The organism is Arthrobacter sp. SE2 (assembly GCF_058244265.1).
The window spans coordinates 356,367-379,429 of sequence record NZ_JBZAYA010000001.1 but is presented as its reverse complement, the minus strand read 5'-3'; the positions used below and the strand labels follow the sequence as shown (position 1 = coordinate 379,429).

The 23,063-nt window shown below is 63.7% G+C and carries 23 protein-coding genes; 16 read left to right on the top strand and 7 right to left on the bottom strand.

Annotated elements, in window-relative coordinates; genetic code table 11:
* The first annotated feature begins 21 nt into the window (after nt 1-21).
* The 9 genes from AC4CS3_RS01880 (at nt 22) to AC4CS3_RS01840 (ending at nt 7,990) form a co-directional block, all read left to right on the top strand.
* Nucleotides 22-810 carry an ABC transporter ATP-binding protein gene (locus tag AC4CS3_RS01880; protein ID WP_490782100.1) on the top strand — a complete coding sequence of 263 codons (789 nt, stop codon included), beginning with the start codon at nt 22-24 and terminating at the stop codon, nt 808-810.
* Nucleotides 807-1,100, top strand: coding sequence for a hypothetical protein (locus tag AC4CS3_RS01875; protein ID WP_490781967.1), 294 nt, complete (start codon nt 807-809; stop codon nt 1,098-1,100). The genes AC4CS3_RS01880 and AC4CS3_RS01875 overlap by 4 nt, the downstream gene beginning before the upstream one ends.
* Complete coding sequence (locus AC4CS3_RS01870) at nt 1,100-2,608, top strand: hypothetical protein (RefSeq protein WP_490781966.1); 1,509 nt, start codon at nt 1,100-1,102, stop codon at nt 2,606-2,608. The genes AC4CS3_RS01875 and AC4CS3_RS01870 overlap by 1 nt, the downstream gene beginning before the upstream one ends.
* Nucleotides 2,601-3,377, top strand: coding sequence for a hypothetical protein (locus AC4CS3_RS01865; RefSeq protein WP_490781965.1), 777 nt, complete (start codon nt 2,601-2,603; stop codon nt 3,375-3,377). Before AC4CS3_RS01870 ends, AC4CS3_RS01865 begins: the two co-directional genes overlap by 8 nt.
* A gap of 80 nt (nt 3,378-3,457) precedes the next feature.
* Nucleotides 3,458-3,829, top strand: coding sequence for a VOC family protein (locus tag AC4CS3_RS01860; protein WP_490781964.1), 372 nt, complete (start codon nt 3,458-3,460; stop codon nt 3,827-3,829).
* 184 nt (nt 3,830-4,013) lie between these two features.
* Nucleotides 4,014-4,781, top strand: a complete 768-nt coding sequence (locus tag AC4CS3_RS01855; RefSeq protein WP_490781963.1) for an electron transfer flavoprotein subunit beta/FixA family protein — start codon at nt 4,014-4,016, stop codon at nt 4,779-4,781.
* 13 nt (nt 4,782-4,794) lie between these two features.
* Entirely contained in the window at nt 4,795-5,766 is a 972-nt protein-coding gene (locus AC4CS3_RS01850) for an electron transfer flavoprotein subunit alpha/FixB family protein (RefSeq protein WP_490781962.1), read from the top strand.
* Nucleotides 5,767-5,855: 89 nt separating this feature from the next.
* Entirely contained in the window at nt 5,856-6,788 is a 933-nt protein-coding gene (locus AC4CS3_RS01845; protein WP_490781961.1) for a cytochrome b/b6 domain-containing protein, read from the top strand.
* Nucleotides 6,789-6,853: 65 nt separating this feature from the next.
* A complete protein-coding gene (locus AC4CS3_RS01840; RefSeq protein WP_441411623.1) occupies nt 6,854-7,990 on the top strand; it encodes an acyl-CoA dehydrogenase family protein in 1,137 nt (378 codons plus the stop codon).
* 59 nt (nt 7,991-8,049) lie between these two features.
* On the opposite strand, the gene AC4CS3_RS01835 is transcribed toward AC4CS3_RS01840, so the two are convergent.
* Together AC4CS3_RS01835 and AC4CS3_RS01830 are read right to left on the bottom strand one after the other, a co-directional pair.
* Nucleotides 8,050-8,838: a PspA/IM30 family protein gene (locus AC4CS3_RS01835; protein ID WP_490781960.1), complete on the bottom strand. Its 789-nt coding sequence runs from the start codon at nt 8,836-8,838 to the stop codon at nt 8,050-8,052.
* Nucleotides 8,839-8,939: 101 nt separating this feature from the next.
* The gene (locus AC4CS3_RS01830) at nt 8,940-11,003 is read right to left on the bottom strand and encodes a TPM domain-containing protein (RefSeq protein ID WP_490781959.1); all 2,064 of its coding nucleotides are present in this window, start codon (nt 11,001-11,003) and stop codon (nt 8,940-8,942) included.
* A 331-nt stretch (nt 11,004-11,334) separates the two neighbouring features.
* On the opposite strand from AC4CS3_RS01830, the gene AC4CS3_RS01825 reads away from it, so the two are divergent.
* From AC4CS3_RS01825 to AC4CS3_RS01800, 6 genes are all read left to right on the top strand, one after another.
* Entirely contained in the window at nt 11,335-13,020 is a 1,686-nt protein-coding gene (locus AC4CS3_RS01825) for a S1C family serine protease (RefSeq protein ID WP_490781958.1), read from the top strand.
* A 276-nt stretch (nt 13,021-13,296) separates the two neighbouring features.
* The gene (locus AC4CS3_RS01820) at nt 13,297-14,097 is read left to right on the top strand and encodes an electron transfer flavoprotein subunit beta/FixA family protein (RefSeq protein WP_490781957.1); all 801 of its coding nucleotides are present in this window, start codon (nt 13,297-13,299) and stop codon (nt 14,095-14,097) included.
* A gap of 14 nt (nt 14,098-14,111) precedes the next feature.
* Nucleotides 14,112-15,065, top strand: a complete 954-nt coding sequence (locus tag AC4CS3_RS01815) for an electron transfer flavoprotein subunit alpha/FixB family protein (protein ID WP_490781956.1) — start codon at nt 14,112-14,114, stop codon at nt 15,063-15,065.
* A gap of 5 nt (nt 15,066-15,070) precedes the next feature.
* Nucleotides 15,071-15,850: a PIG-L deacetylase family protein gene (locus tag AC4CS3_RS01810; protein ID WP_490781955.1), complete on the top strand. Its 780-nt coding sequence runs from the start codon at nt 15,071-15,073 to the stop codon at nt 15,848-15,850.
* Between the two features lie 74 nt (nt 15,851-15,924).
* Nucleotides 15,925-16,470, top strand: a complete 546-nt coding sequence (locus tag AC4CS3_RS01805; RefSeq protein ID WP_490781954.1) for a gluconokinase — start codon at nt 15,925-15,927, stop codon at nt 16,468-16,470.
* Complete coding sequence (locus AC4CS3_RS01800) at nt 16,467-17,840, top strand: GntT/GntP/DsdX family permease (RefSeq protein ID WP_490781953.1); 1,374 nt, start codon at nt 16,467-16,469, stop codon at nt 17,838-17,840. Before AC4CS3_RS01805 ends, AC4CS3_RS01800 begins: the two co-directional genes overlap by 4 nt.
* A 90-nt stretch (nt 17,841-17,930) precedes the next feature.
* Here the strand turns inward: AC4CS3_RS01800 and AC4CS3_RS01795 are convergent, their stop codons facing one another.
* The 5 genes from AC4CS3_RS01795 to AC4CS3_RS01775 all read right to left on the bottom strand — a co-directional run bounded on the left by AC4CS3_RS01795 (nt 17,931) and on the right by AC4CS3_RS01775 (nt 21,942).
* On the bottom strand, nt 17,931-18,692 hold the full coding sequence (locus AC4CS3_RS01795) for a MerR family transcriptional regulator (protein ID WP_490781952.1): 762 nt from the start codon (nt 18,690-18,692) through the stop codon (nt 17,931-17,933).
* A 79-nt stretch (nt 18,693-18,771) separates the two neighbouring features.
* Nucleotides 18,772-19,650 (bottom strand): anti-sigma factor, encoded by an 879-nt coding sequence (locus AC4CS3_RS01790; protein WP_490781951.1) that lies wholly within the window; start codon nt 19,648-19,650, stop codon nt 18,772-18,774.
* A gap of 1 nt (nt 19,651) precedes the next feature.
* Nucleotides 19,652-20,248, bottom strand: a complete 597-nt coding sequence (gene sigK / locus AC4CS3_RS01785; RefSeq protein WP_490782099.1) for an ECF RNA polymerase sigma factor SigK — start codon at nt 20,246-20,248, stop codon at nt 19,652-19,654.
* Between the two features lie 231 nt (nt 20,249-20,479).
* Entirely contained in the window at nt 20,480-20,947 is a 468-nt protein-coding gene (locus tag AC4CS3_RS01780) for a tRNA (cytidine(34)-2'-O)-methyltransferase (protein ID WP_490781950.1), read from the bottom strand.
* Nucleotides 20,948-20,991: 44 nt separating this feature from the next.
* On the bottom strand, nt 20,992-21,942 hold the full coding sequence (locus AC4CS3_RS01775; protein ID WP_490782098.1) for a J domain-containing protein: 951 nt from the start codon (nt 21,940-21,942) through the stop codon (nt 20,992-20,994).
* A 150-nt stretch (nt 21,943-22,092) separates the two neighbouring features.
* Here AC4CS3_RS01775 and AC4CS3_RS01770 point away from each other — a divergent pair, with 150 nt between their 5' ends.
* Complete coding sequence (locus AC4CS3_RS01770) at nt 22,093-23,058, top strand: diacylglycerol/lipid kinase family protein (protein WP_490781949.1); 966 nt, start codon at nt 22,093-22,095, stop codon at nt 23,056-23,058.
* Nucleotides 23,059-23,063 lie beyond the last annotated feature (5 nt).

Below are 23,063 nucleotides of genomic sequence, written 5' to 3'. Positions count from 1 at the left end.
GTGAATGAACCATTGAAATCTGTGCATTTCACCTGCAGGGTCGAGGAGCTCGGAAAAGACTATGGAACGGTACAAGCGGTGCGGGATATCTCGTTCGAGCTGGTACCCGGAGAAGTCTTCGGACTCCTCGGCCCGAACGGGTCCGGAAAATCAACCACCCTTCATATCCTGACTGGTTTGCTTGAGGCGAGCCGGGGGAGTGTTGAAGTCAACGGCGTTCCTGTTGGCCACAAGGAGTCGAGGCAATGGATCGGGTTCGCGCCCGATGACTTGCCGTTGCCTTTGTCCTTGACGGGCACTGAATACCTTGATCTCCATCACCGGCTCCGGAAGCGTGACGACCGGGACGTTGCCGCCCAGTTGGCCGACGTGCTTGGTTTGAGGACAGCCTTGGGACGATCCATCGGTGGGTACTCCCATGGCATGAAGCGGAAGCTGCAGCTGGTCGTCGCCGTCATGCATTCCCCGGAACTCCTCGTACTCGACGAACCGTTTCGCGGGCTCGATCCGGAAGCTGCGGCCGTGCTTCGGGATTTGCTGGCGATGTTCGCCGGGGCTGGCGGTTCGGTGCTGATAGCCACACATGACATGCTTCGGGCCGAGCTCGACTGTGATCGGGTGATGATTCTCAACAACGGGGAACAGGCGGCAATGGGCAGCCCCGCCGGACTCCGCGAAGACTACGGAGGGCTCGCGTCGCTCGAAGCGGTGTTCCTTCAGGCAACGAAACTTGACGAGTTCCAGGCGGAGCGCCGGGAACAACTACAGGCGGCGCTCCGCGTTGGCCGGCTCGAGGAGGGACCTCAATGAACACGATGTCGAAAATAGTTGGCGCAGCCCTCGGCGGCGTGGTCGGGGGATTGGCCCTGGTGTTCATTCTGTGCGTGGCCACGAGCGTGATCGCCATTTCGACGGGCTCCCCTGCGACCCTGCCAGGTCTGTTCACGGCGACTGCCGGAACCGAAAACGGAGCGCTGGCCTTGGAATTCCAGCCGAACTTCGCCGGAATCGTCGTGGTCATAGCGTTGTCGGTGCTTGTCAGCGTGGTGATGGCAGTGCGAAGCAGCAACGCATCCCCGGGACCCTCAGGACAGAACTAGTGGGCGCCGCAGCGACGGTCGCCCGCACCGCCCTCACAGCTTGGACGCGAGAGACGGCGGGACAGCTCCGGCTCTCTGTAACCGCGATCAGGGCTTTTACGTTGACCGCTGTTGTCACCGCCATGGCCTTCGGTACGATCCTGGCTTTGTTGGTCGGGGGCACGGAAACGACACAACAGATCACGCTGACGCCCGGATTGCTTTCCTTCATGTTGGGCGGCTCGTTCCTGACGATCGCGTTTCTTACCGCTTTGTTCTCGATACTGGGCCCGTCCCGTAACTCCCTCGCGACTGTGCTGGAGATGCTCCCGGTTTCCCGGAGGGCGGTCTTCGCAGGGCTGCAGATGCCCGTACTGGCATTGTCTTACATTTTGGCCTTCAGCCTCTGTATCCCTTCACTCGCCGCCCTTTGGCGCACCAGTGTCGATTGTTGGGCTGCCGCGGTTTCGTCGATTCTGCTTATGGTTTTCCTTGCCTCCGCCCAGTTGCTGGTCTTGGCCCTGTTCCAAACCCTCGGTTACGCGTACCGGCGTTGGCTGAGGCTACCGCGCTACTACGCTTTGACCTTCGCCGGGGTTTCTTGCTTCATCATCAGCACGCTGCTCGTCTGGACGGATATCCTGCCGCTGCCGGAGAGCATGGCCGATACGGTCGAGGGGCCACGCAACGTCGCCATGCACCGTGTCTGGGGGCGTGCACTGGCGCCGTTGTGGACTGGCGCCCCTACTCCGTGGCAGGACCTCGTGACGAGTGTGATCTGGCTGGCGATTCCGATTGGCCTGATGTTCCTTGTGGCCCGCGTGGACATCGACAACCAGGAGGACGTGACGCTCCGGCTCTTCGCCAACGCCCCGCTTCCCCGGAACCGGCTGCTTGCTGCTGCGTACATCGATGGGATGCAACTCTTGCGTAGCCATCAGTTCACCGTGTTGGTCTTCCTGTTGGCGATAGGGCTTGGCGGTGTCGTTGCCTTGTCGAGTCATCCTGAGTTCGGGTTCCTCGCAGCGGCCATAGCACCCAGCTTGGCTGTGGCACCTTGTATCGTCGGTATGCAATCCTACGGGCTGACAAGCAGGAGCCACTGGGTCCAGCGTCACCTCACTGGACGCGCCACTGCCTGGGTTGCACCCAAACTCATCGCCTGCGCCATGATCTCGTTGGTGATTGGTGCTGTTTTCGTCGCATCGATGGTCGCTGCGGGTCTCCTCACCGCGGATCATTGGGCCCGACTTATTCCGGATGCCGTCCTGGCCTGGGTTGCAGGCATGATTGGTGGAGTGCTCGTGCCGTTCAGCCGCGAGCAGCCATTGGCCAGCGGTGCCACTGGCTTCACGGTCTTCCTGATCTATGGCGCCTCCTCTTCGGCGGCGCGCTGGACCGGAACCGAGCTCGGGAAGCTTTTCGGCGATGCTTCGTATCTCGGGGAGATGCTCTCCACCGCAGTCTTGGCTATCTTCCTTGCATCGGCACTTGGTCTCCTTGTACTCCGGGTGTCGAAAGATGGTTGACGAAGCGGCCAGAGGAGCCGAACTTTTTCCGGTTGAGGGTATTGTCCAGCAGAACGGGAGATGGGCCTACGCTCCGCTGGGGATATCCATCGTGGCTCCGCCGCCGATTATCAGACCAGACGACGGCCCCGAAGACTTTGTGCGTGCGCGCGAGGCCCTCGATGCCGGGCTGGCTTCAGCCCGGCACGTCGGGCACCGAAGTTTCCTCAACAAACTGCAGTGCGCTGCTCCCTTGCCTGCCACTGAATCGGCAGCTCTGCTACCGGGCAGGGCGCGTGCCCAAGCCCAAGCCTTGACGATGATGTTCAGAAGGCTGGGGTGGCCCTTGGCGCTCGTCGCTGGAGCTTGGTGGGGGACGGAATCCACTGGCCTGCTTATCCTTGGCCTTCTCAGCGCGATGGTCTTCCTCGTCCTGGTGTCGTTGATTCTCCACGAACTGGGACACGTGGCCGTCTTCAGGATCTTTGCCCCATCCGCGCCGGCTTTGTTCAGTGTCCGTTCAGGGAGGTTCCGGCTAGTTCGTTGCTGCCTGCCAAAACATCAGGACCTTGCCGTCACTATTGCCGGTCCCGCTGCACCGCTCCTTCTCCCGGTGGTTCTGTGGCTCTTCTATGCATCGTTGCCCGTCCTGGCCTGGACCTCAGCGGTAGTCGCAGGAGCGCATCTTGTCTTGCTGCTTCGCGATGACGGCGACGGGCGCATGCTCCGCGTGGCGCTGAGACAAGTCCGGCCGCGTGACCCACGCCGATCCGAACGCTTGAAGCGTTGACAGTCCAGCTCCTGGAGGACGACACTTGGGCCGAATGGCCCGTTCATCCTGACCGAACGGGCCGGCCTGAGGAGGTCCTGATGATCAATGCAACGATGGTCGTGGCGACAATTCCGGTCACGGATCTGGAACGGGCGAAAGAGTTCTACGGCGGCATCCTGGGGCTGACCTTCCTCTGGGAGACTCCGGTAGGCGTACGGTACCGGTGCGGCCCCGTCAGTGAGATCTCGGTCTTCAAGCGTCCGCCTACCACTACGGAGCACACCCTTGCCCACTTCGAAGTGGACGACATCGAGGCGGTCGTCCAAGACTTGGCCGCCAAGGGCGTGGAGTTCCTCGACTACACCGAGGGTCCCCTTGCCACAACAGGGCACATCGCCCAGCTCGGCCCCGCCCGTGGCGCATGGTTCCGTGATCCCGACGGGAACACCCTCGGCATTCGCCAGGGCTAGATCGATCGCTTCGAAAGAAGCCATGCAATATGCCGCCGGGCCGAATCCCCATGCCCGGCGCGAAAAATCCCGGCAGAATCAATAGGAGTTCCAAGCATTCCTTCCCTCGCTCCATGGTAAATACTAGGAGTTCCTAGTATTCTCGATTCCAAGCGTCAGCCATTTGCATCGAGGGAGCTGTTGAATGAAGATCGTCGTGCTCGTCAAACAAGTGCCGGATACGGCCGAGGAACGGAAGCTCGACCTGGCAACGGGCCGGCTCGACCGTGAGGCCGCCGACTCCGTGGTCGATGAAATCAACGAGCGCGCCCTCGAAGCCGCGTTGCGCATCAAGGATGCCAACAAAGGCACCGAAGTAGTGGCAATGACCATGGGTCCTGATGACGCCACCCAGTCCTTGCGCAAGGCCCTATCCATGGGAGCCGATTCCGGGGTTCACATTGTGGATGATTCCCTGGCCGGCGCCGACACCGGCCGAACGGCCGCAACGCTGGCGGCTGCACTGAGGTCGACCGGGTTCGACGTGGTGATGGCCGGCAACGAATCGACGGATGGCCGCGCCGGCGTCGTGCCCGCCATGGTTGCCGAACATCTCCAGTTGCCACTGTTGGGTTCATTGATCTCCGCGGAAATCGCCGACGACGGCGTGAGCGGCGTTCGCCAGGGCGAGGGCGGAACCCTCAATGTCCGTGCCGGACTGCCCGCCATCATCACTGTGACCGAGCGTTTCCCGGAGGCCCGGTTTCCCAACTTCAAGGGCATCTTGACGGCCAAGCGCAAACCCGTCACCACGTTGTCCACCGCCGAGCTTGGCGTCCCGACGGGCGCCAGCCGCACTGTAGTGGTCTCCACCGTTGAGCGGCCGCCGCGCGCGGCCGGACGAAAACTCATCGATGACGGGACCGCGGCCGACGAGCTCGCCGAGTTCCTCGTTGCGAACCGCCTGGTCTGAGGGAGGAAAAGAAATGTCGAACGTCTTGGTGCTCATTGAAATTTCCCACCGCGGCGAGATTGCCGCATCCGCCCGCGGGCTGCTGGCTGCCGCAGCCACGCTGGGCTCACCGGCCGCCGTCGTCGTGTCCTCGGCACCGCTGGCGGACGACGACGTCGCGCGCCTGGGTGAGCTGGGCGCGGCAAGGATCTACTCGGTTGTGACAGCTGCCGCCGGCACTGTTTTGGTGGCACCCGCCGTGGATGCCCTGAGCGGGGCCGTCGAAGCCTACGGGCCGGCTGCCGTCCTCACCGCGAATTCGGTGGACGGCCGCGAAGCTGCCGCCCGGCTTGCTGTCCGGGTCGGCGGGAGCATGCTCGCCGACGTCGTGCAGGTGCGCAGCGACAACGGAACCGTTGTTGCCCAGCATTCGGTGTTTGGCGGGGCCTACACCGTCGAGTCCGTGGTGGAAGGCGGGCTGCCCATCCTCACCATCCGGCAGGGGGCGATCGAAGGCCAGGCTCCTGCAGCAACGGCAGACCTGCAGACGGTGTCCCTCGATGCCAGAGAAGAAGGCGCCGCCATCATTGACCGGTTCAACGACGATGCCGCCGTCTCGGCCCGGCCCGAGCTTCGGACTGCGTCGACGGTGGTTTCCGGGGGACGGGGTTTGGGCTCGCCCGAGAACTTCGTGCTGGTGGAACAGCTCGCCGACACCTTGGGCGCGGCGATCGGTGCGTCACGCGCAGCCGTCGACGCCGGGTACATTGCCCAGACGGCCCAGGTGGGCCAGACCGGTGTGAGCGTGTCCCCGCAGCTGTACATCGCATTGGGAATATCCGGAGCCATCCAGCACCGCGCAGGCATGCAGACCGCCAAGACCATTGTGGCCATCAACAAAGACGAGGACGCGCCCATTTTCGAGGTGGCCGACTTCGGAATCGTGGGCGATATTTTCACGGTGGTCCCGAAACTCATCGAGGCCGTCAAGGCCCGTTCAAACTGACGGCGTAACAGGCTTTGGCCGCTTCGGTCCAAAGCCTGTTAGCTTGATGCGTCCCTGTTGCAAAGTTCTTCCGAGAGGTGCCTGAGAAGATGTCCACCCCCGCCAAAAAGTCGACAGCAGCCAAAAGCAAATGGTCCCAACCCCTTTGGGTGGTTCCAGGCGTGCTGCTCGTACTTTTGCTCATCGTCTTGTTTGCCAAATGGTTGACGGGCCTGTCGGGTGTGCAGTCGTTCTTGCACGAGTTCCCAGGCGCATCCAGCCTCCCGGCGAACGCCCCTGTAGGTTTCCCGGCATGGCTGGGGTGGCAGCATTTCCTGAACGTCTTCTTCATGGTGCTCATCGTTCGATCCGGTTGGCAGGTCCGCACAGCCAAGAGGCCTCCGGCCCAATGGACCCGAAACAACAAAGGATTCATCCGGACCAAGAACGCGCCAACCAAGATCAGCCTGGACCTGTGGTTCCACCTGACCCTGGATGCCCTGTGGGTGTTGAACGGCATCATCTTCATCATCGTGATCTTTGCCACCGGGCAATGGATGCGGATCATTCCCACCAGCTGGGATGTATTCCCGAACGCCCTTTCGGCCGCCCTCCAGTACGCATCGTTGAACTGGCCCACTGAGGACGGCTGGGTGAACTACAACGCCCTTCAATTGCTGACCTACTTCGTCACGGTCTTCATCGCCGCCCCGCTTGCCATCATCACCGGCCTGCGAACGTCCTCTGCATGGCCGAAGAAGGCCGGCACGGTGAACAAGATCTATCCCATCGAACTGGCCCGGGCGGTGCATTTCCCGGTGATGGTGTACTTCGTGCTCTTCACCATCGTGCACGTCACCCTGGTGCTCGCCACCGGGGCGCTGCGCAACCTGAACCACATGTATGGCGGCAGCGACGATATCAACTGGGTTGGTTTCGGCATTTTCGCCGTATCCCTCCTGGTGATTGTGGGCGCGTGGTTCCTCGCGAGGCCGCTGTTCCTTCGCCCTGTCGCTTCGCTGATGGGCAAAGTCAGCAAGTAAACGCACCGAATAGCCAGAAATACCGGACAACCCGGAGAACTGGGAAGAACTGCAAAGGAGTGCCAATGTTTGAGCTCACGGAGGACCAGCAAGCGGTGGTGGAGATGGTGCGCGACTTCGCCACAACGGCCATTGCGCCGCACGCCGCGGAATGGGACGAGACCAAGCATTTCCCTGTGGATGTCCTGCGCGAAGCGGGCACCCTCGGCATGGGAGGCATCTATGTCCGGGAAGAGTTCGGCGGCTCGGGGCTTTCCCGCACGGATGCTGCGCTGATCTTTGAGGAGCTTTCCAAGGCAGACCCCACCATCGCGGCCTATATCTCGATCCACAACATGGTGGTGTGGATGATCGATGCTTTCGGCAACGATGAGCAGCGGGCCCAATGGGTGCCGCAGCTTGCGTCCATGGAAGCACTGGGCAGCTATTGCCTCACGGAGCCGGGAGCAGGCTCGGACGCCGCTGCCCTGAGCACCAAAGCAGTGCTCGACGGCGACAGTTACGTTCTTAACGGCACCAAACAGTTCATTTCGGGCGCAGGAGTTTCCAGCGTCTATGTGGTCATGGCACGGACTGCCGACACGGGGAGCCAGGGCATCACCGCGATCGTTGTGCCCTCGGACGCGCCGGGCCTGTCCTTCGGCCCGAATGAAAAGAAGATGGGATGGAATGCCCAGCCCACGCGTCAGGTCATCTTCGAGGACGTACGGGTCCCGGTGGCGAACCGGCTTGGCGAGGAAGGCAGCGGATTCGGCATCGCCATGAAGGGCCTCAACGGAGGCCGGGTCAATATGGGCGCTTGTTCCTTGGGAGGCGGCCAGGCGGCCCTGGAGAAGTCCATCGCCTACCTCAAGTCACGTTCGGCTTTCGGTGGCCCGCTCATCAACCAGCAGTCCTTGCTGTTTGAAATCGCCGACATGGATACGGAACTCGAAACTGCCAGGACCTTGATCCTCCGTGCCGCAGACGCCTTGGACCGCGGCGCCCCGGACACCGTGAGGTTGTGCGCAATGGCGAAGCGCGTCGCCACGGACGCCGGGTTCAATGTCGCAAACAAGGCCATCCAACTCCATGGCGGCTACGGATACCTGTCGGAATACGGCCTCGAGAAGATTGCCAGGGACCTGCGCGTCCACCAGATCCTGGAAGGCAGCAACGAAATCATGCGGCTCATCATTGGACGACTCGCTGTAGGCGCATAAAGCACGCAGCAAGCACGAAGGGCCGGACCCCATGAGGTCCGGCCCTTCGTTTGGTGGGACTAGAGCTTGTCGAAGTCGGCTTCGTCCACAGTGTCATCTGCCGGAGCGGTGGCGCCGGCTCCGATCGCAGCCTTCGAACCGCCCGACTTCAACGCAGCCAGGCGGGCCTCGATTTCCGTCTGCTCTCCGAGGTCCTCAAGTTGGTTGAACTGTGCGTCCAGGCTGGAGGCCGCAAGTTCCTGCTGGCCGAGGACTTTGGCCTCTTCGCGGCGGATCTTCTCTTCGAAGCGGCCCACCTCGCTGGTGGGGTCCATGATGTCGATGCTCTTGAGGGCGTCGTGCACCTGGGTCTGGGCAGCAACCGTCTTGGAGCGGGCAACCAGCTCATTGCGCTTGCTGGTGAGCTCGTTGAGCTTGCCTTTCATCTGGTCGAGACCGCTCTTGAGCTTGTCCACGACCTCCGACTGGGACGAGATGTTGGGCTCGGCGGCCTTGGCCTCGTTCTCGGCCGACATCTGGCGCTGGATGGCCACCTTGGCAAGGTTGTCGAACTTCACGGCGTCGGAGGCGTTGCCGGCCGCGCGGTACTCGTCGGCCTTGCGGGAGGCTGCGAGGGCCTTGTTGCCCCAGTCCTGGGCGTTCTTGATGTCCTCGTTGTAGTCGGCCTGCAGCATGCGGAGGTTGCCGATGGTCTGCGCCACGGCGGACTCGGCCTCGGCGATGTTGTTCGAGTAGTCGCGGACCATCTGGTCCAGCATCTTCTGCGGGTCCTCAGCCTGGTCGAGCAAGGCATTGATATTCGCCTTGGCGAGCTGTGCGATCCGCCCGAAAATGGACTGCTTAACCATGGTGTTGCCTTTCGTCCTGCTCAGTGGTGCCCACTGAATCCAGTGATCAGTTTTTGTATCCTTCTACGTGGGGGAGAGGCCCCTCACCTAGTCTTCGTGAGCTAGAAGCTGCCGGAGTCGCCGCCGCCGAAGTCTCCTCCGCCGCCGCCGTCGCCGCCGAAGAAGCCTCCGCCCCCACCGCCGTCGCCACCGAAGAAGCCACCGCCTCCGCCGTCGTTGTTTCCACCGCCCCAGCCGCCTCCGCCGCCGTGGAGGATGGAATTGATGAGGATGCCGCCGAGGATCGCTCCGCCGAGGCCACCACCGTTGCCGCCACCGCCGAACATGCCGCCGCGGCCGTAGCCTTGGTTGGCGAAGCCGCCGAATTGATCGACGTCGGACTGGGCCAGTTGCGCGGCTTGTGCAGCGAGCGACTGGGCCTGCTGGGCGTACGTCAGCGCGGTGACCGGGTCGTTGCGGGAAATGGACAGGGCGTAGTCGAGATTCCGTTGGGCTTCGGCCAGCCGGGTACGCGCCTCGGTGCCCACGCCGCCGCGTCGCGCCGCTATATAGTCCGAGGTGGCGCTGATCTGGGACTGGGCAGCCATGATGGTCTGCTGGAGCGCGGCCTGCGCACGCCTTGCCTGTTCCTGCTGGTCACGGATGCCCGAGAGGGACTGGTCCAAGGCCTGGTGCGCCTTCTCCACGCGGTCCAAGGTGGCAATGGGATCGATTTTTTCGCCCTGGATTTCAATTTTGACCTGCGCCAGTGCGGCTTCGACTCCTGCAACCGGGCCAACCAGCTCCGGGTGTTCGCCGGACTGGATCATCGCTTTGGCTTGTGCCAGGTCCTGGCTGGTCTCCACCACGGCGCCCTCCAGCGAATTCCGGGCTTCGTCGAGGCTGCCCGCCACCTTGGAGATCGCGTCGATCAGAACGTTGGTCTGGTGCAGGCCCTCCTCCGCAGCGCGGACTGCTACTGCGGCAAGGCTGCTCTCACCGGCGGCGAGCTTTTCCTGGGCCGTCGTTGTCGCGTTGTGGACGAACGCGAGCCGGTCCTTGGCCTGGGTGATGTTGTCGCTCACGTGGCCAAGTGCGCTGTCTGCGTACTTCTCGCGCAATCCGTTGAGCGATTGCTCCGCGCTGCTGATCTTTGCCTCGGCTTCGTTGGCGCCGGCGGCAACAGTGGCCAAAGCCTGCGGCGCGTTCTTCTCGAGTTCGCGCAGGGAATCGAAATCGGCCTTCTGCTCGCGCAGCGACTCGAGCGCTGCCTCCGAGCGTCGGATGATTTCGCCGAGCCAACTGCGCTGCTGCTCTTCGGTGTCCGGGATGTGATCATCGAGCTGTTGCTGCAGCTTGAAGGATTCGGTCATGTGGTTCTTGGCTTCCAGCAATGCCTTGGTGAAGTTCCCGACGGCGGCATCGCCGTATTGCGCCTGGGCGAAGCCGAGTTCCTGTTCGCTGGATTTGATGGTGTCATCCGCTTCGATGAGCAGGGAACCGGCTTTTCGCCGCAAGTCCGGGATGCTCAACGAGGCCAGGGGATCGAGCTGTTCTCCCTGCGGGCCGTAGCTCGTTCCGGATGCCTGGACCTTCTTGCGGCGGTTACGGAAGTACAAGTACGTGCCCACACCGCCCGCCGCAACAACACCCGCGCCGATCAAAACGGCTGCACCCGAGTTGCCGCTCGGAACCGTGCCGCTGCCCCCACCGGCGGCGTCGCCGACGGCGGCCGCAGTGTCGATGGCTGCCTGGGCAAAGTCCCGCTTGCCTGCGCCCAGGTTGGCCGCGATGGCATTGGACGAAATGGTTGACCTCTTGGAATAGATCGCGCTTGCAGAGTTGGGTGCGAAATAGTACTGACCGGCCGTGGAGATGGCCAGAATGACGTCAGCCTTGCCCATACCCTTCTTGTTGGCCACTGCCGTGGCCCAGGCTGCGGGCGATGAGGGGTTGTCGAAGGAATCCACCGTGACCACATACAAGTTGTATTTGTGGTCCTTCAGGAGCTTCTGGATGGCATCCTGGACCTCGCCCTTGCGGTTGCCCAGAACATTCGCGTTGTCCACGATGTTCTGGCCGGACGGGATGGTCACGGGGTCCGCGGCCCAGGCTGCGGTTGCCGGGAGGACCAGCATTCCGGCCAGGCCGATGACGGCGAGTACACGTTTCAACATTGACCGCATGTGCAACCCTTCAGCACGTCTGCGATTGGTCCGGGCCGGAACAATCGAAACAGAATGCGTCAGCGCCCCCACGCATGGTTGTCAAGCGGCAGGTCGCTGTGGCAATTCCACTTGATACTATGGTGCACCTTTTGGAGCGTCCACAGCGGTAAATATGCCGCCAGCGAAACGGGGAGAGATCCTCCCTTCTCCAGCGTTGAGGGGCTAGTCGGCGCCATTCGAGGGCACAGGGCCATTCCGATGACGGCGTTCAGCAAGCTCCCAGCGAACGTCGACTCTTGATCCAGTAAGAGCGACGATAGTTAAGGGGACGAGGAAGAAAGGAAGTCCCATGACGGAGAACCCAGCACAGGGCGCCGCGCCTGAGAACAATGGCCCCGAGAACCATGGTCCTGAGGGCGCCGGCCAGGCGGAGGCGGACAAGCAAGCCAATTCCCAGCCTACGGCCCCGCTGCCGGCATACCAGCCGGGTCAGGATTTCACTGCGAAGCCCGAATACACTGCGAAGCCCGAATACACTGCCCAGCCGGATCACACGGCGCAGCCGGCTCACACAGCGCAGGGCCCGGCAGCTCCGGCACCCTGGGCCCAGGGTCCGGCCGAAAACGCCACCGAGCAGATCCAGGCACAGCACAGCGCTCCGGAGAACGGCGCGCCTCAACACGGCGCGCCCCAACACGAAGCGCCACAGCACAGCGCGGGACCACAGCACCCGTACCCGCAGCACCAGCCTTTCTATGGCGGACCGAACCCTGCGCCGCACTATCCCACGCAGCAGTTCCCGGCCCACCCCGGCGGTCCGGCGGCTAGCCCGAAACGCAAGCCGGTCTTCGGCGTCGGGACCTTGGTGGCCTGCATCCTGGCAGCCGGTCTCGTGGGCGGAGGCGTGGTGGCCGCCAGTGATCAATTGCTAAGCAGCCGGACCCCGGCGGCGGCCACTAGCGGCCAGACGGGAACCGTGATTGTCAACAACACGGACAACGTCAACGCCATCACCGCGGCGGCGGCCAAGGCTTCACCGAGCGTCGTGACCATCATGGCTTCGAGCGGAAGCACGGGCGGCACCGGTTCGGGCATCATCCTCGACGACCAGGGCCACATCCTGACGAACACCCACGTGGTGACCCTTGACGGTGCCAGCGCCAACGCCGCCATTGAAGTGCGGCTGAGCGATGGACGCGTGCTGAAGGCGACGGTAGTGGGTACGGACCCGCTTTCGGACCTCGCCATCATCAAGGTGGACAACGCCTCCGGCCTCGTGCCGGCCACCCTGGGTGATTCCAGCAAGATCAACGTCGGGGACAACGCCATCGCCATCGGCGCTCCGCTCGGCCTGCCCGGCACGGTCACCGACGGCATCGTGTCCACGCTCAACCGCACCATCAGCGTGGCGTCCTCGGCTGTTCCCAACGGTGGCTCGGACAATTCGCAAAACGGCGGCCAGGGGTTCCAATTCGCCCCTCCAGGCGGTGGCCAGAGCCAGAGCAGTGCGGGCCAGGGCACCGTTTCGCTCAACGTGATCCAGACCGACGCGCCGATCAACCCGGGCAACTCCGGTGGAGCGCTCGTCAACACCAAGGGCGAGATCATCGGCGTCAACGTGGCAATCGCTTCTGCCGGCAGCAGCAGTTCCTCCTCTTCCTCGAGCGGCAACATCGGTGTGGGCTTCAGCATCCCGATCAACAACGCGAAGCGTATTGCGCAGGAACTCATCAAGAACGGCAAAGCCACCCACGGTCAGTTCGGCGTCAGCGTGCAGCCTAAGTCGGCAACAGGCAGCAGCTCCGGGTTCTCGGTGGGCGCGCAGGTTGCGGCTGTTACCAAGGGCTCGGCAGCTGAGAAGGCCGGACTCAAGGTGGGCGACGTCGTGACAAAGTTCGCCGGTATAGACATCACCGATCCAGAGCAGCTCACTGCGGCCGTCCGGGAGCAGCCGGCAGGCGCAACGGTCAAGGTGACCGTCCAGCGCAGCGGCCAGTCGCAGGAGCTCGACGTGACACTGGATGCTGCGCCGTAACAGCTGCGCTGTAGCAGCGGATTCCAGCACGGAAACCAACAATCAGTCGACGACGGCGGGCGGCACCACAAGCGGTGCGGCCCGCCGTCGTTGTGTGCGCTTGCCGCCGTAAGCGGGGCGATCCACGAAACAGGAGTTAACGCGGCGCCGTTGTCCGACTTGTTCCGCAATATGCTTAGCTAGGACGAGCCCGTACGCCGGGCACTCTTGGCCATGCGCCTAGTTGCTGGCCATCCCCGAGTATGGAAGGCTGCCTCGAACACAGTGGGAGATACATTGAAGATTGTTGTTCTGGTCAAGCACGTCCCGGACGCGCAGTTCGACCGACACCTCACCGGCCCAGGCAACACCACGGACCGCGACGAGAGCATTCTGTCCGAACTGGACGAATATGCGCTTGAAGCCGCGCTGCAGCTGAGCGAAGCGCGCGGAGGTGCCAAGGCCGGCAACGAGGTGATCGCCTTGAGCATGGGTCCCGCCGGTGCCGTGAACGCCGTCAAGAAGTCCTTGCAGATCGGTGCCTCCTCGGGAGCGCATTTGAGCGATGACGCGTTGGCCGGTTCCGATGCCGCCGCCACCTCGCTGGCTCTCGCCGCGGCGATCCGGTATCTTGGGGCCGATTCGCCCGTGGACCTCGTCCTGACGGGCATGGCCTCGACCGACGGCGAAACGTCCTTGGTTCCGGCCCAGCTCGCTGAGCGGCTCGGACTCCCGCAAGTCACTTTCGCTTCCTCCCTGGAGGTCAACGGCGAACGCATCGTAGCGCGCCGTGACGGTGACGCCCACGCGGACACCGTGGAGGCGAGCTTGCCCGCACTGGTGTCCGTGACGGACCAGATCAACGAGCCGCGATACCCCAACTTCAAGGGCATCCTTGCAGCCAAGAAGAAGAAAATCACCACACTCACGCTGGCCGATATCGGCGTCGATGCCGCGCAGGTGGGCGCAGTGGGTTCGCTGACCGCCGTCGAAACCGCTGAGGCGCGGCCGCCGCGCACTGCCGGCACCATCATCACCGACGAAGGCGACGCCGGCATCAAGCTGGTTGAGTTCCTGGCCGCCCAGAAGCTGCTCTAAGAGGATTCCGACACATGGCAAAAGCACTTGTATTCATTGACAACCCCGGCGCGGCGCTCAAGAAGAGCAGCCTGGAACTCCTGACGATCGCACGTTCCCTCGGGGAAGCAGTGGTTGCCTTCAACGGCGAACTGCACGACGACGTCGCGGCCGCCCTGGGTGCTCAAGGAGTTTCGGCTCTTTACCGCCCGTCCGCGACGGACCTGGACGATTACCTGGTTGCGCCGAAAGCCGCATATCTTGCCGCAGTCGTTGCGGCCTCCGGGGCCGGGACCGTCCTGCTGGAGAACACCGCCGACGGCAAGGAAATCGCGGCCCGTCTTGGTGTGAAGCTCAACGCCGGGGTCATCACCGATGTCGTGGGCGTCGACGCCGACGGCACGGCCCACAAGTCGGTCCTGGCAGGCTCGTACACCACCACGGCCAAGGCGCGCACTGCCGTCGCCGTGCTCACAGTCAAGCCGAACAGCGTCGACGTCGGGGCCCCGGCCGCGGCAAGCACGCCCGAAACCGTCACTATCGACGTCCCGGCCGATGCCACCGCGAATGCCGCACGGGTCACCGGGCGTGCAGAAAAGCCGGTCAGCGGCCGTCCCGAGCTCACCGAAGCCCGGATCGTGGTTGCCGGCGGACGCGGGGTCGACGGCGACTTCGGTCCTTTGGAAGAACTGGCCGACGCGCTGGGCGGAGCACTCGGGGCTTCCCGCGCCGCCACGGATGCAGGCTGGATCGGTCATGACTACCAGGTTGGCCAGACGGGCAAGACCGTGTCCCCGCAGCTCTACATTTCGGCGGGCATCTCCGGAGCGATCCAGCAGAAGGCCGGGATGCAGACCTCCAAGGTCATCGTCGCGATCAACAAGGATGCTGAATCGCCGATCTTCGAAATCGCGGACTTCGGCATCATCGGTGACCTCTTCAAGGTTGTTCCGCAGGCCACCGAAGAGATCAAAAAGCGGAAAGGCTGATCCCTTTGTCTTCTGACGCCACGTCAGCAAAGAGCCCGTTCAACGCCTCCGCAGAGCGCGTCGAGCGGGTGCTTTGTTTTACCGCCCATCCGGACGACATTGACTTCGGCGCGGCCGGCACCATCGCTGCCTGGACCGCTGCCGGCGTCGAGGTCAGCTACTGCGTCATGACCGACGGCGACGCCGGGGGTTTCGATCCTGCGCACCGCGAAGAGATCATTTCCATGCGCGCAGAGGAACAGAGACAAGCCGCTGCCCTCGTCGGCGTGACGGATGTGCACTACCTCCATGAGCGCGATGGATACCTGGAACCGACGCATGGGGTCATCAAGCAAGTGGTGAAGCTCATCCGCGAAATCCGCCCCGACATCGTCCTTGCCATGCACCCGGAACGCAATTGGGACAGGATCCAGAAGAGCCATCCCGACCACCTCGCTGCGGGGGAGATCGTGACCCGGGCGGTGTACCCCGCGGTGGAGAACCCCTTCGCCTACCCGGAACTGGCGGAAGCCGGCCTCGAGGCCTTCAAACTGCCATGGCTGTGGCTCTTTGCCGGTCCCGAATCCCGTGAGAACTATTTCGTGGATGTCACCGACCACATCGACGCGAAACTAGCGGCGATCCGGATCCACGCGAGCCAGCACCCCGATCTGGAGGGCATGGAACGGGGTGTCCGGGGCATGCTCCGGCACAATGCCTCGCGCGCCGGAATGCCCGGCGGGCGCAGCGCCGAGGCGTTCCATGTCGTGGAAGTCAACGGGTCCCAAACGATCGCCGGTTTCTGAAATTGCTGATGTGTAACCTGTGTCATATGCTTAGTCTCGTTTAAATCATATTTAATTGAGAGAGGCAGACTTTGATGGCGAAGACTGCACAACAACCGGTATTGGTGATCATGGGTGTCTCCGGTTCCGGTAAATCGACAGTGGCCGGCGTATTGGCCGGCCGGCTGGGGTGGGACCTCGCCGAAGGCGACGACCTGCACCCGGAAGCGAACGTGGCAAAGATGCAGGCGGGGCACGCACTCAGCGATGAGGACCGTTGGCCCTGGCTGGACATCATTGCCGATTGGATCAAGGAACGTACGGCAGCAGGAAAGCCGGGCATCATCACGTGCTCGGCCTTGAAGAAGCAGTACCGGGATGTCCTGCGCGGCGAGGGCGTCGTGTTCGTTTTCCTCCAAGGGAGCAAGGACAAGATTTCCGACAGGCTGGCTTCGCGCCACGGGCACTTCATGCCTGCCTCCCTGCTGGAATCCCAGTTCGATGCACTTGAGGCACCCACCGAGGAAGAGAACCACATCTCGCTGTGCGTCTCCGCTTCCCCGGCTGAAGAAGCAGACGAAATCATCGAACGGCTCGGCCTTGCGGCACAGACCGCACACACAACCGGAGATGCAGCGTGAACTGGACCGGGCACGATACCCAACTCCTTGTGGTCGCGGCCATCGGCATTGCGCTGATCGTCCTGCTGATCGCCAAATTCAAGGTCCACCCGTTCTTGTCCCTCGTGCTTGGTTCGGCCTTCGTCGGCCTGGCATCGGGAGTCGGCCTCGACAAGGTGGTCAGCAACTTCGAAGACGGCGTGGGCGGCGTCCTCAAAGAGGTCGGGCTTCTGATTGCCCTCGGCGCCATGCTGGGCAAGCTCCTGGCGGACTCCGGCGGCGCAAACCGGGTGGTGGACACCTTGCTTGAGAAAGCCAGCGGCAACAAGGTGGTCTGGATGATCACCTTGGTTGCTGTCATCATCGGCCTCCCAATGTTCTTCGAGATTGGCCTCGTCCTGCTCCTTCCGGTGATCGTCCTGGTCACCCAGCGCTCGCAGATGAAGCTCATGCGCATTGCCATTCCGGCGCTCGCGGGTTTGTCCGTGTTGCACGGCCTGGTCCCGCCGCACCCCGGCCCACTCATCGCCATCAGCGCCGTGAAGGCTGAACTAGGAACCACCCTGGCTCTTGGGCTCCTGGTGGCCGTCCCCACAGTGATCATTTGTGGACCGTTGTTTTCCCGTTTGGCCGCGCGTTGGGTTCCCGTGGATGCCCCCGCGGTGGCGGGCGGTATCGACACCAAGCACGCCGTCGATCTCAGCGACGTCAAGCGCCAACCGACCTTCCTTGTCACTTTGCTGACGATCATTTTCCCGGTGGTGCTCATGCTCCTGAAGGCCGTTGCGGACATTGTCTGGCCTGACGCCGCCCATGCCCCGATGATCCGGACCGTCCTGGACTTCATTGGCCAGCCCCTCGTTGCGATGACTTTGGCTGTGCTCGCCGCCATGGTGACCTTCGGCTACGCCGTCGGCTTCACCGGAAGCAAGATCACTGCGAAGCTCGGCAACAGCCTCGGGCCGATTGCCGCGATCCTGCTGATCGTGGGCGCGGGCGGCGGTTTCAAGCAGACCCTCATCGGTGCCGGCGTCGGTGACGCGGTCAAGAAATGGGCCGAAGGCGCCAACATGTCCGTGCTGGTCCTGGGCTTCCTTGTGGCTGTGGCGCTTCGGCTGGCCACGGGCTCGGCGACAGTTGCCACCGTGACGGCTGCAGGGATCGTGGCTCCGTTGGCAAGCAGCCTGAGTCCGACGCATGCCGCGCTCCTTGCCTTGGCCATCGGTGCAGGCTCGCTCTTCCTGTCCCACGTCAACGACGCAGGGTTCTGGCTCGTGAAGGAACTCTTCGGCCTGACGGTCGGGCAGACGTTCAAGACGTGGTCGGTGATGGAGACGCTCATCTCGGTGGTCGGCTTCGGCTTCATCATGGTGCTCTCGCTGGTCATTTAGCGTCGGCTGCTTGGCAGCCGGTACGACGGCGGCCCGTCCCCTGTGTTCCATGGGGGACGGGCCGCCGTCGTGCTTTTCTTGAGGAATGCCCTAACTGAGCATTGCTGCCGCGTAGACCCTGATGCCTTCCAGTAGGTAGGGCGCCAGGCCGACCCGGACCTTGTCGTAATTGGCGGTGAACCGGGGGTCGTCCACATACATCTGTCCCAGGCCTACATAGGATTCCGCGTTGGGGGTCCAACTCTCGCAGATCCACTTGTAGTGCCGGCCGACAGCTGCCTGGACGTCCGGGTGATCCGCCGGAAGGGCGGCGTCGAAGCAGCGGGCGAGATCCTGGTTCAGCGCCGCGTACTCCTCCATGAAGGCCTGTTTCTGGGCCGTTGTCATTGCCGAGTGCCGGGCCTTGCTCGCATCGACGGCGCGATCGCCCCAGCGCTCGCGCGCCTCGGCTTCGTAGGGGTTGTTGTCGAAATCCTTGAAGATGTTCTCCGCGGTCATGGTTTCTCCTTGACGTAGTGCTGCGATAGTGGCGTCGACCGTCCGGGACATCCGGTCCAGCCGGTCGCGCTCGGCCAGCAGCCAGTTCCTGTGCACGGCGAGTGCCTCCACGGGATCGGCCTGGCCATCCAGAACTTCGCCGATGGTCTCGAGCCCAAGGCCAAGTTCACGAAGCAGGAGGATCCGCTGCAGTCGCAGCAGCTCAGGCTGGCCGTAGTACCGGTAGCCGTTGTGTCCAGTGTGGGCAGGTTCCAATAGTCCGAGTTGGTCATAGTGGCGCAAGGTCCGCGAGGAAACCTTGCTGGCCTTGGCCAGTTCGGAAATGGTCCAGGTACCTGCCTTGTCCTGCTTCATGTGTCCAGCGTAGAAGTTGACGCTACGTCAAGGTCAAGCCCCGCCGTTAGAAGCCCACGGCGGGGCAGGGCCCCTCGCTTTAGGTGAGGGGCGCTGCTGCGACCGTCGGGAGTGTCGGCTTCTTGGAGCCGCCCACGGGCTCAACCGTGATGCCGATGGACGCCGCGCTGGCAATGCCCGAGACAACCGCCGGATGGCTCAAGGCCTGGGCGTCCATGAGTCCCTGGGAGACAGGGGCGGAGCCATCCTTGGGAATAAGCCACATCTGATAAACCTTGCCGGCCGGGGGAGCGGGAACTCCGTTCATCCGGACCACCACGGCGTTCTTCGAGCTGGAGATGGACACGGTGGCCGTGCCGCCGCCGTTGACGTCGACCGTGGCTTGACGGACATCGCCGGCCTGCAGTACTTGGTTCACGGGATCGTTCTGCCCGGCCACGTAGACGCCAACGCCGATACCGCCAAGCGCAATAACCGCGGCCGCCGCAGCGGCTGCCACCCAAGCACGGACGCCGCCGAAGCGTCGGCGATCACGCCGGTTCCGGGCCGCGGCGAGGTCATCGACGTCGGGGGAAACGTGCGCTGCGGGGCCAGCCGGCACTTCGGGAACCGACGACGGCGCGGACGCTGTCCCGGTTTGTGCAGTGCGCGATTGTTGCGGGAGCTGCCGCAGAATGTCCCCCAGCAGCCCCGGCCGCGGTTCGGCCTCGTCGGCGAAAGAGGCGGCGAGGGTTTCGCGTGACTGCCTGACCCGCTCAAGGAACGCTGAGCGTTCAGGCGCCGTGGCAATGTAGTTGTCGATTTCCGCTCGCTCGGCGTCGCTCAAGGCGTCGAGGGCATAGATCTCGGCAAGCTCCAGGACGCGGCCTTCGGCAAGATCAGTGGCTATATCGCTGGCGAACATCCTGCGGAGGCCTTCCTTCCCGGCATTCTGCTTGTTGTCATCGTGTTCGGTCATGTCAGCTCACCCCCAGGCAAGTCTTGAGTCGGAGAAGTCCATCGCGGATGCGGGACTTGATGGTCGGAATCGCTGCACCGAGTTGTTCGGCGACCTCCCGGTAGGTGAGCCCGCCATAGTAGGCGAGCCGCACGGATTCCAATTGCGTTTCCGTCAGGGTGCCGAGGCAACGGGTGACGGCCTCGGCCTCAAGCCGGCTGTTGGCTTCTTCTTCCACTGAATCGTGGTCAAGGAGTTGGCTCGCCGCACCATATTTCGCTTCGCGGTCCGTGGCGGACTGGGCCGAGCGGACACGGTCGATCGCGCGCCGGTGGGTGATGGTCATGAGCCACGCGAGCGGGCTGCCTGCCTCGGGATTGAATTTGGCCGCGTTCTGCCAGACCTGGATGAAGACTTCCTGGGTGGTATCTTCGCTCAGGCCCGCATCCACCAAGACGCGCTTGGCCATGCCGAAGACCCTCCGCGCGGTGAGCCGGTAAAACTCGCTGAAGGCGGCCCGGTCGCCATCGGCCATCAATCCCAGCAATTCCGCAAGCTGCGCATTGGAACCGGCTATCAGGCCGGGGGCCTCGGGGCCTCGCGCATTCGGTGTATCCATCACCGTCCAGCATAGGTTGTTGGTGACCCCGGCAGAACCGGAAGTACTGCGAGCCTTGAGAGTAGTCACCTGCGCCCCTTCCGCGGCCGCCGCTTCACCGGCCCCTTGCTTCGCAGGCCAGCTGCCTGCCCAGGCTGTTGGTGCCTGCACAGGGTATTCGGCGCAGGGAGAGCTTTGGATGGGTGATCCGCCGAGGTGACCATGCGGAAGTCCGGGCTGCTAACCGGCCTGCTAGAGCTTCGCCCCGGCAAAACCGTGTTGGCGCCAGGCCTCGTACACCGCGATGGAGGCGGCATTGGCAAGGTTCAGCGAGCGGAGGGATGGCAGCATGGGGAGCCGGACGCGGGCCGTGACATGGGGGTCCTGTTTCAGCCAGTCCGGAAGCCCGACGGACTCGGGGCCGAACAGCAATACATCGCCCTCCTCGTAGGCAATGTCAGCATAGGAGGATTCGCCGTCGGACGTGAAGGCGAAGACGCGCTCGGGCTGCAAAGCCGCCCATGCAGCCTCGATGTCCTTGTGCACCGTGACCACCGCGAGGTCGTGGTAGTCGAGTCCCGCGCGGCGCAGCTTCGCGTCGGAGAAGTCGAAGCCCAGCGGCTCCACGAGGTGGAGCTCCGCGCCGGTTATGGCGGCGAGCCGGATGGCGTTTCCCGTGTTGCCCGGGATTTCAGGGGTGTGGAAGAGGATGCGGAACACGTATCAATCCTAGCCAGCGAAAATACAGGGTTGATCCTGCCGGCTCAGTGCATGCCGCGCAGAAGCCGGGCCAAGACCGGGACAACCACAGTGTTGGGCACCGGGCCTGAACTCAGGAACTGCTTGAGGCCGCGGGCCAGCCCGGAGGCGTTGACGATTTGCACCGAACCGAAGTCTCCGTCCGTGCGCCGGTAGTGGTCGATGACGGGCTCGTGCGGGTTGCCATCCGGGCTGTGGACTACCACCCAACCCGTCACATTCAGCTCCGGAAAGATCTCCTGCATGTGGCGAACGATCAGCTCGAGCTGCGGCGGAGGCACCGAACGGCCGCCGTGCTTGAGCGCCACCCCGTCCCAGGCATAGGCGCCCTTGGGCAGCAGCATGGAACCTATGAGCGCCAGGCGGTAGCCGGCAAGCAGGGCGTGATCGATATGGCTGTCGTCCGAGGGGGAGCGGAGCCCGTTGAGGAGCCGCGCTGAGGGGATGGCAGGCAGGATCTGGCGGCTGATGAGCTGGACTGTCCGCATTTCGCGCTGAATGCGGGCTTCGGCGCCGAAAATTCCACGCTTCCGGGGAAGCCCGTGGATCTGCAAGGCGGCCTCGCCCTTGGAGAGCAAGGGGACCTCTCGGGGATCATCGAAGGGCGGCACATAGACGGGGGCGTCGCCGGCCGTGTTGCGCGGGGCATTCGGCCGGTGGACACCGGCGGTGGTGCGGGGTTCCGGTCCGGGAGCGCCGTAGTCCGGTCTTTGCGCCGGGAAGGGGTTCGCCCTGCCGGAACCGCCGCTCGCGTAGCGGCGGTCGTACTCCGCGCGTCGTTTGGGGTCAATCAGGGTCTCGTAGGCGAGCGTGACCTGTCGAAAAACCTCAGGGTCCCCGCCATGGTCCGGGTGGGCGTTCCTCGCGGCCTTCCGGTAGGCCACTTTGATCTCCTTGTCCGTCGCGGTGACGGGAACCCGGAGGATCTGATAGTGGGAACTGCTGCCCTGTGCCAACCACGGGCCTTTCTCTGGGATTCTGAAGGTTCCCGCCGTCCCGGTGCGGAGCGGCGATCTTGGCAAGTCTAGCCAGCCCACCATGAGAACGACGGCGGCCCGGGCTTTAGTTCCCCGGATCACGCCCCTGCCGCTGGCATGATTCATGCTGTGAACTCCCCGGCCGGCCCCGATCATCCCATTGACCAACCAAGTGCCGGCACGGATGGGCTGAACCGGTCTGCCCGCCGAAGGATCGTGCTGGCGGTCAATCCAACGGCAGCGTTTGGACGGCATTCCCGTGCCGGGGACGACGCCGCCCGCTGCCTCCGCGCGGCGGGTCTCGACGTCGTCGTGCTTCGGCGCGACAGCATGGACGCCCTGCGGGAAGCTGTAGACGAAGCGCTTCGCGCCGGCGCCGAAGCCTTGGTGGTGGTGGGCGGTGACGGCATGGTCCATTTGGGCGTCAACTCACTGAGCGGGACCGGGTTGCCGCTCGGGATTGTTCCCGTGGGTACGGGAAACGACGTTGCCCGGATGCTTGGGCTGCCTTTGCAGGATGTGGAGGGCTCCTGTGCCCGCGTGATTTCGGCGCTCGCCGACGGTGGCCGGGTGGTCGATGCAGGCCGCATCACCACTGGCGGGCGGACCATTTGGTTTACTGGAGCCGTATCTGCGGGGTTCGACGCCGCTGTCAATGAACGGGCCAACTCCTGGAGATGGCCCCGCGGCGCCCTCCGCTACACCCTTGCGATGCTCCGGGAGCTCGGATCGTTCCGGGCCATCAACTACACCGTGACTGCCGACGGCGTGGCATCGCACGAGGGTGCCATGCTGATCTCCGTGGCCAACGCCCAGTCGATCGGCGGCGGCCTGCGCATCGTCCCGGATGCCGCGCCCGACGACGGGTTGCTGGATCTGTTTATCGTCAAGCCCCTGTCCCGGCTAGCCCTGCTTGCGGTCTTCCCGAAGGTCTTCTCCGGACGCCACGCCTCGCACCCGGCCGTGGAAATCCGCCGGGTGCGCTCAGTGCGCCTTGCCGCCGAGAACTTGGTGGCCTACGCCGACGGCGAGCGGATCGGTCTCCTTCCACTGGACATCGAGGTGGTTCCGGGCGCCCTGCGGGTATTGGCCTAACCAGG

Coding starts and splice junctions, on each gene's coding strand:
- AC4CS3_RS01875 (WP_490781967.1), top strand. CDS start 807: ATGAACACGATGTCGAAAATAGTTGGCGCAGCCCTCGGCGGCGTGGTC.
- AC4CS3_RS01865 (WP_490781965.1), top strand. CDS start 2,601: ATGGTTGACGAAGCGGCCAGAGGAGCCGAACTTTTTCCGGTTGAGGGT.
- AC4CS3_RS01860 (WP_490781964.1), top strand. CDS start 3,458: ATGATCAATGCAACGATGGTCGTGGCGACAATTCCGGTCACGGATCTG.
- AC4CS3_RS01855 (WP_490781963.1), top strand. CDS start 4,014: ATGAAGATCGTCGTGCTCGTCAAACAAGTGCCGGATACGGCCGAGGAA.
- AC4CS3_RS01850 (WP_490781962.1), top strand. CDS start 4,795: ATGTCGAACGTCTTGGTGCTCATTGAAATTTCCCACCGCGGCGAGATT.
- AC4CS3_RS01845 (WP_490781961.1), top strand. CDS start 5,856: ATGTCCACCCCCGCCAAAAAGTCGACAGCAGCCAAAAGCAAATGGTCC.
- AC4CS3_RS01840 (WP_441411623.1), top strand. CDS start 6,854: ATGTTTGAGCTCACGGAGGACCAGCAAGCGGTGGTGGAGATGGTGCGC.
- AC4CS3_RS01835 (WP_490781960.1), bottom strand. CDS start 8,838: ATGGTTAAGCAGTCCATTTTCGGGCGGATCGCACAGCTCGCCAAGGCG.
- AC4CS3_RS01830 (WP_490781959.1), bottom strand. CDS start 11,003: ATGCGGTCAATGTTGAAACGTGTACTCGCCGTCATCGGCCTGGCCGGA.
- AC4CS3_RS01825 (WP_490781958.1), top strand. CDS start 11,335: ATGACGGAGAACCCAGCACAGGGCGCCGCGCCTGAGAACAATGGCCCC.
- AC4CS3_RS01815 (WP_490781956.1), top strand. CDS start 14,112: ATGGCAAAAGCACTTGTATTCATTGACAACCCCGGCGCGGCGCTCAAG.
- AC4CS3_RS01805 (WP_490781954.1), top strand. CDS start 15,925: ATGGCGAAGACTGCACAACAACCGGTATTGGTGATCATGGGTGTCTCC.
- AC4CS3_RS01795 (WP_490781952.1), bottom strand. CDS start 18,692: ATGAAGCAGGACAAGGCAGGTACCTGGACCATTTCCGAACTGGCCAAG.
- AC4CS3_RS01790 (WP_490781951.1), bottom strand. CDS start 19,650: ATGACCGAACACGATGACAACAAGCAGAATGCCGGGAAGGAAGGCCTC.
- sigK (WP_490782099.1), bottom strand. CDS start 20,248: ATGGATACACCGAATGCGCGAGGCCCCGAGGCCCCCGGCCTGATAGCC.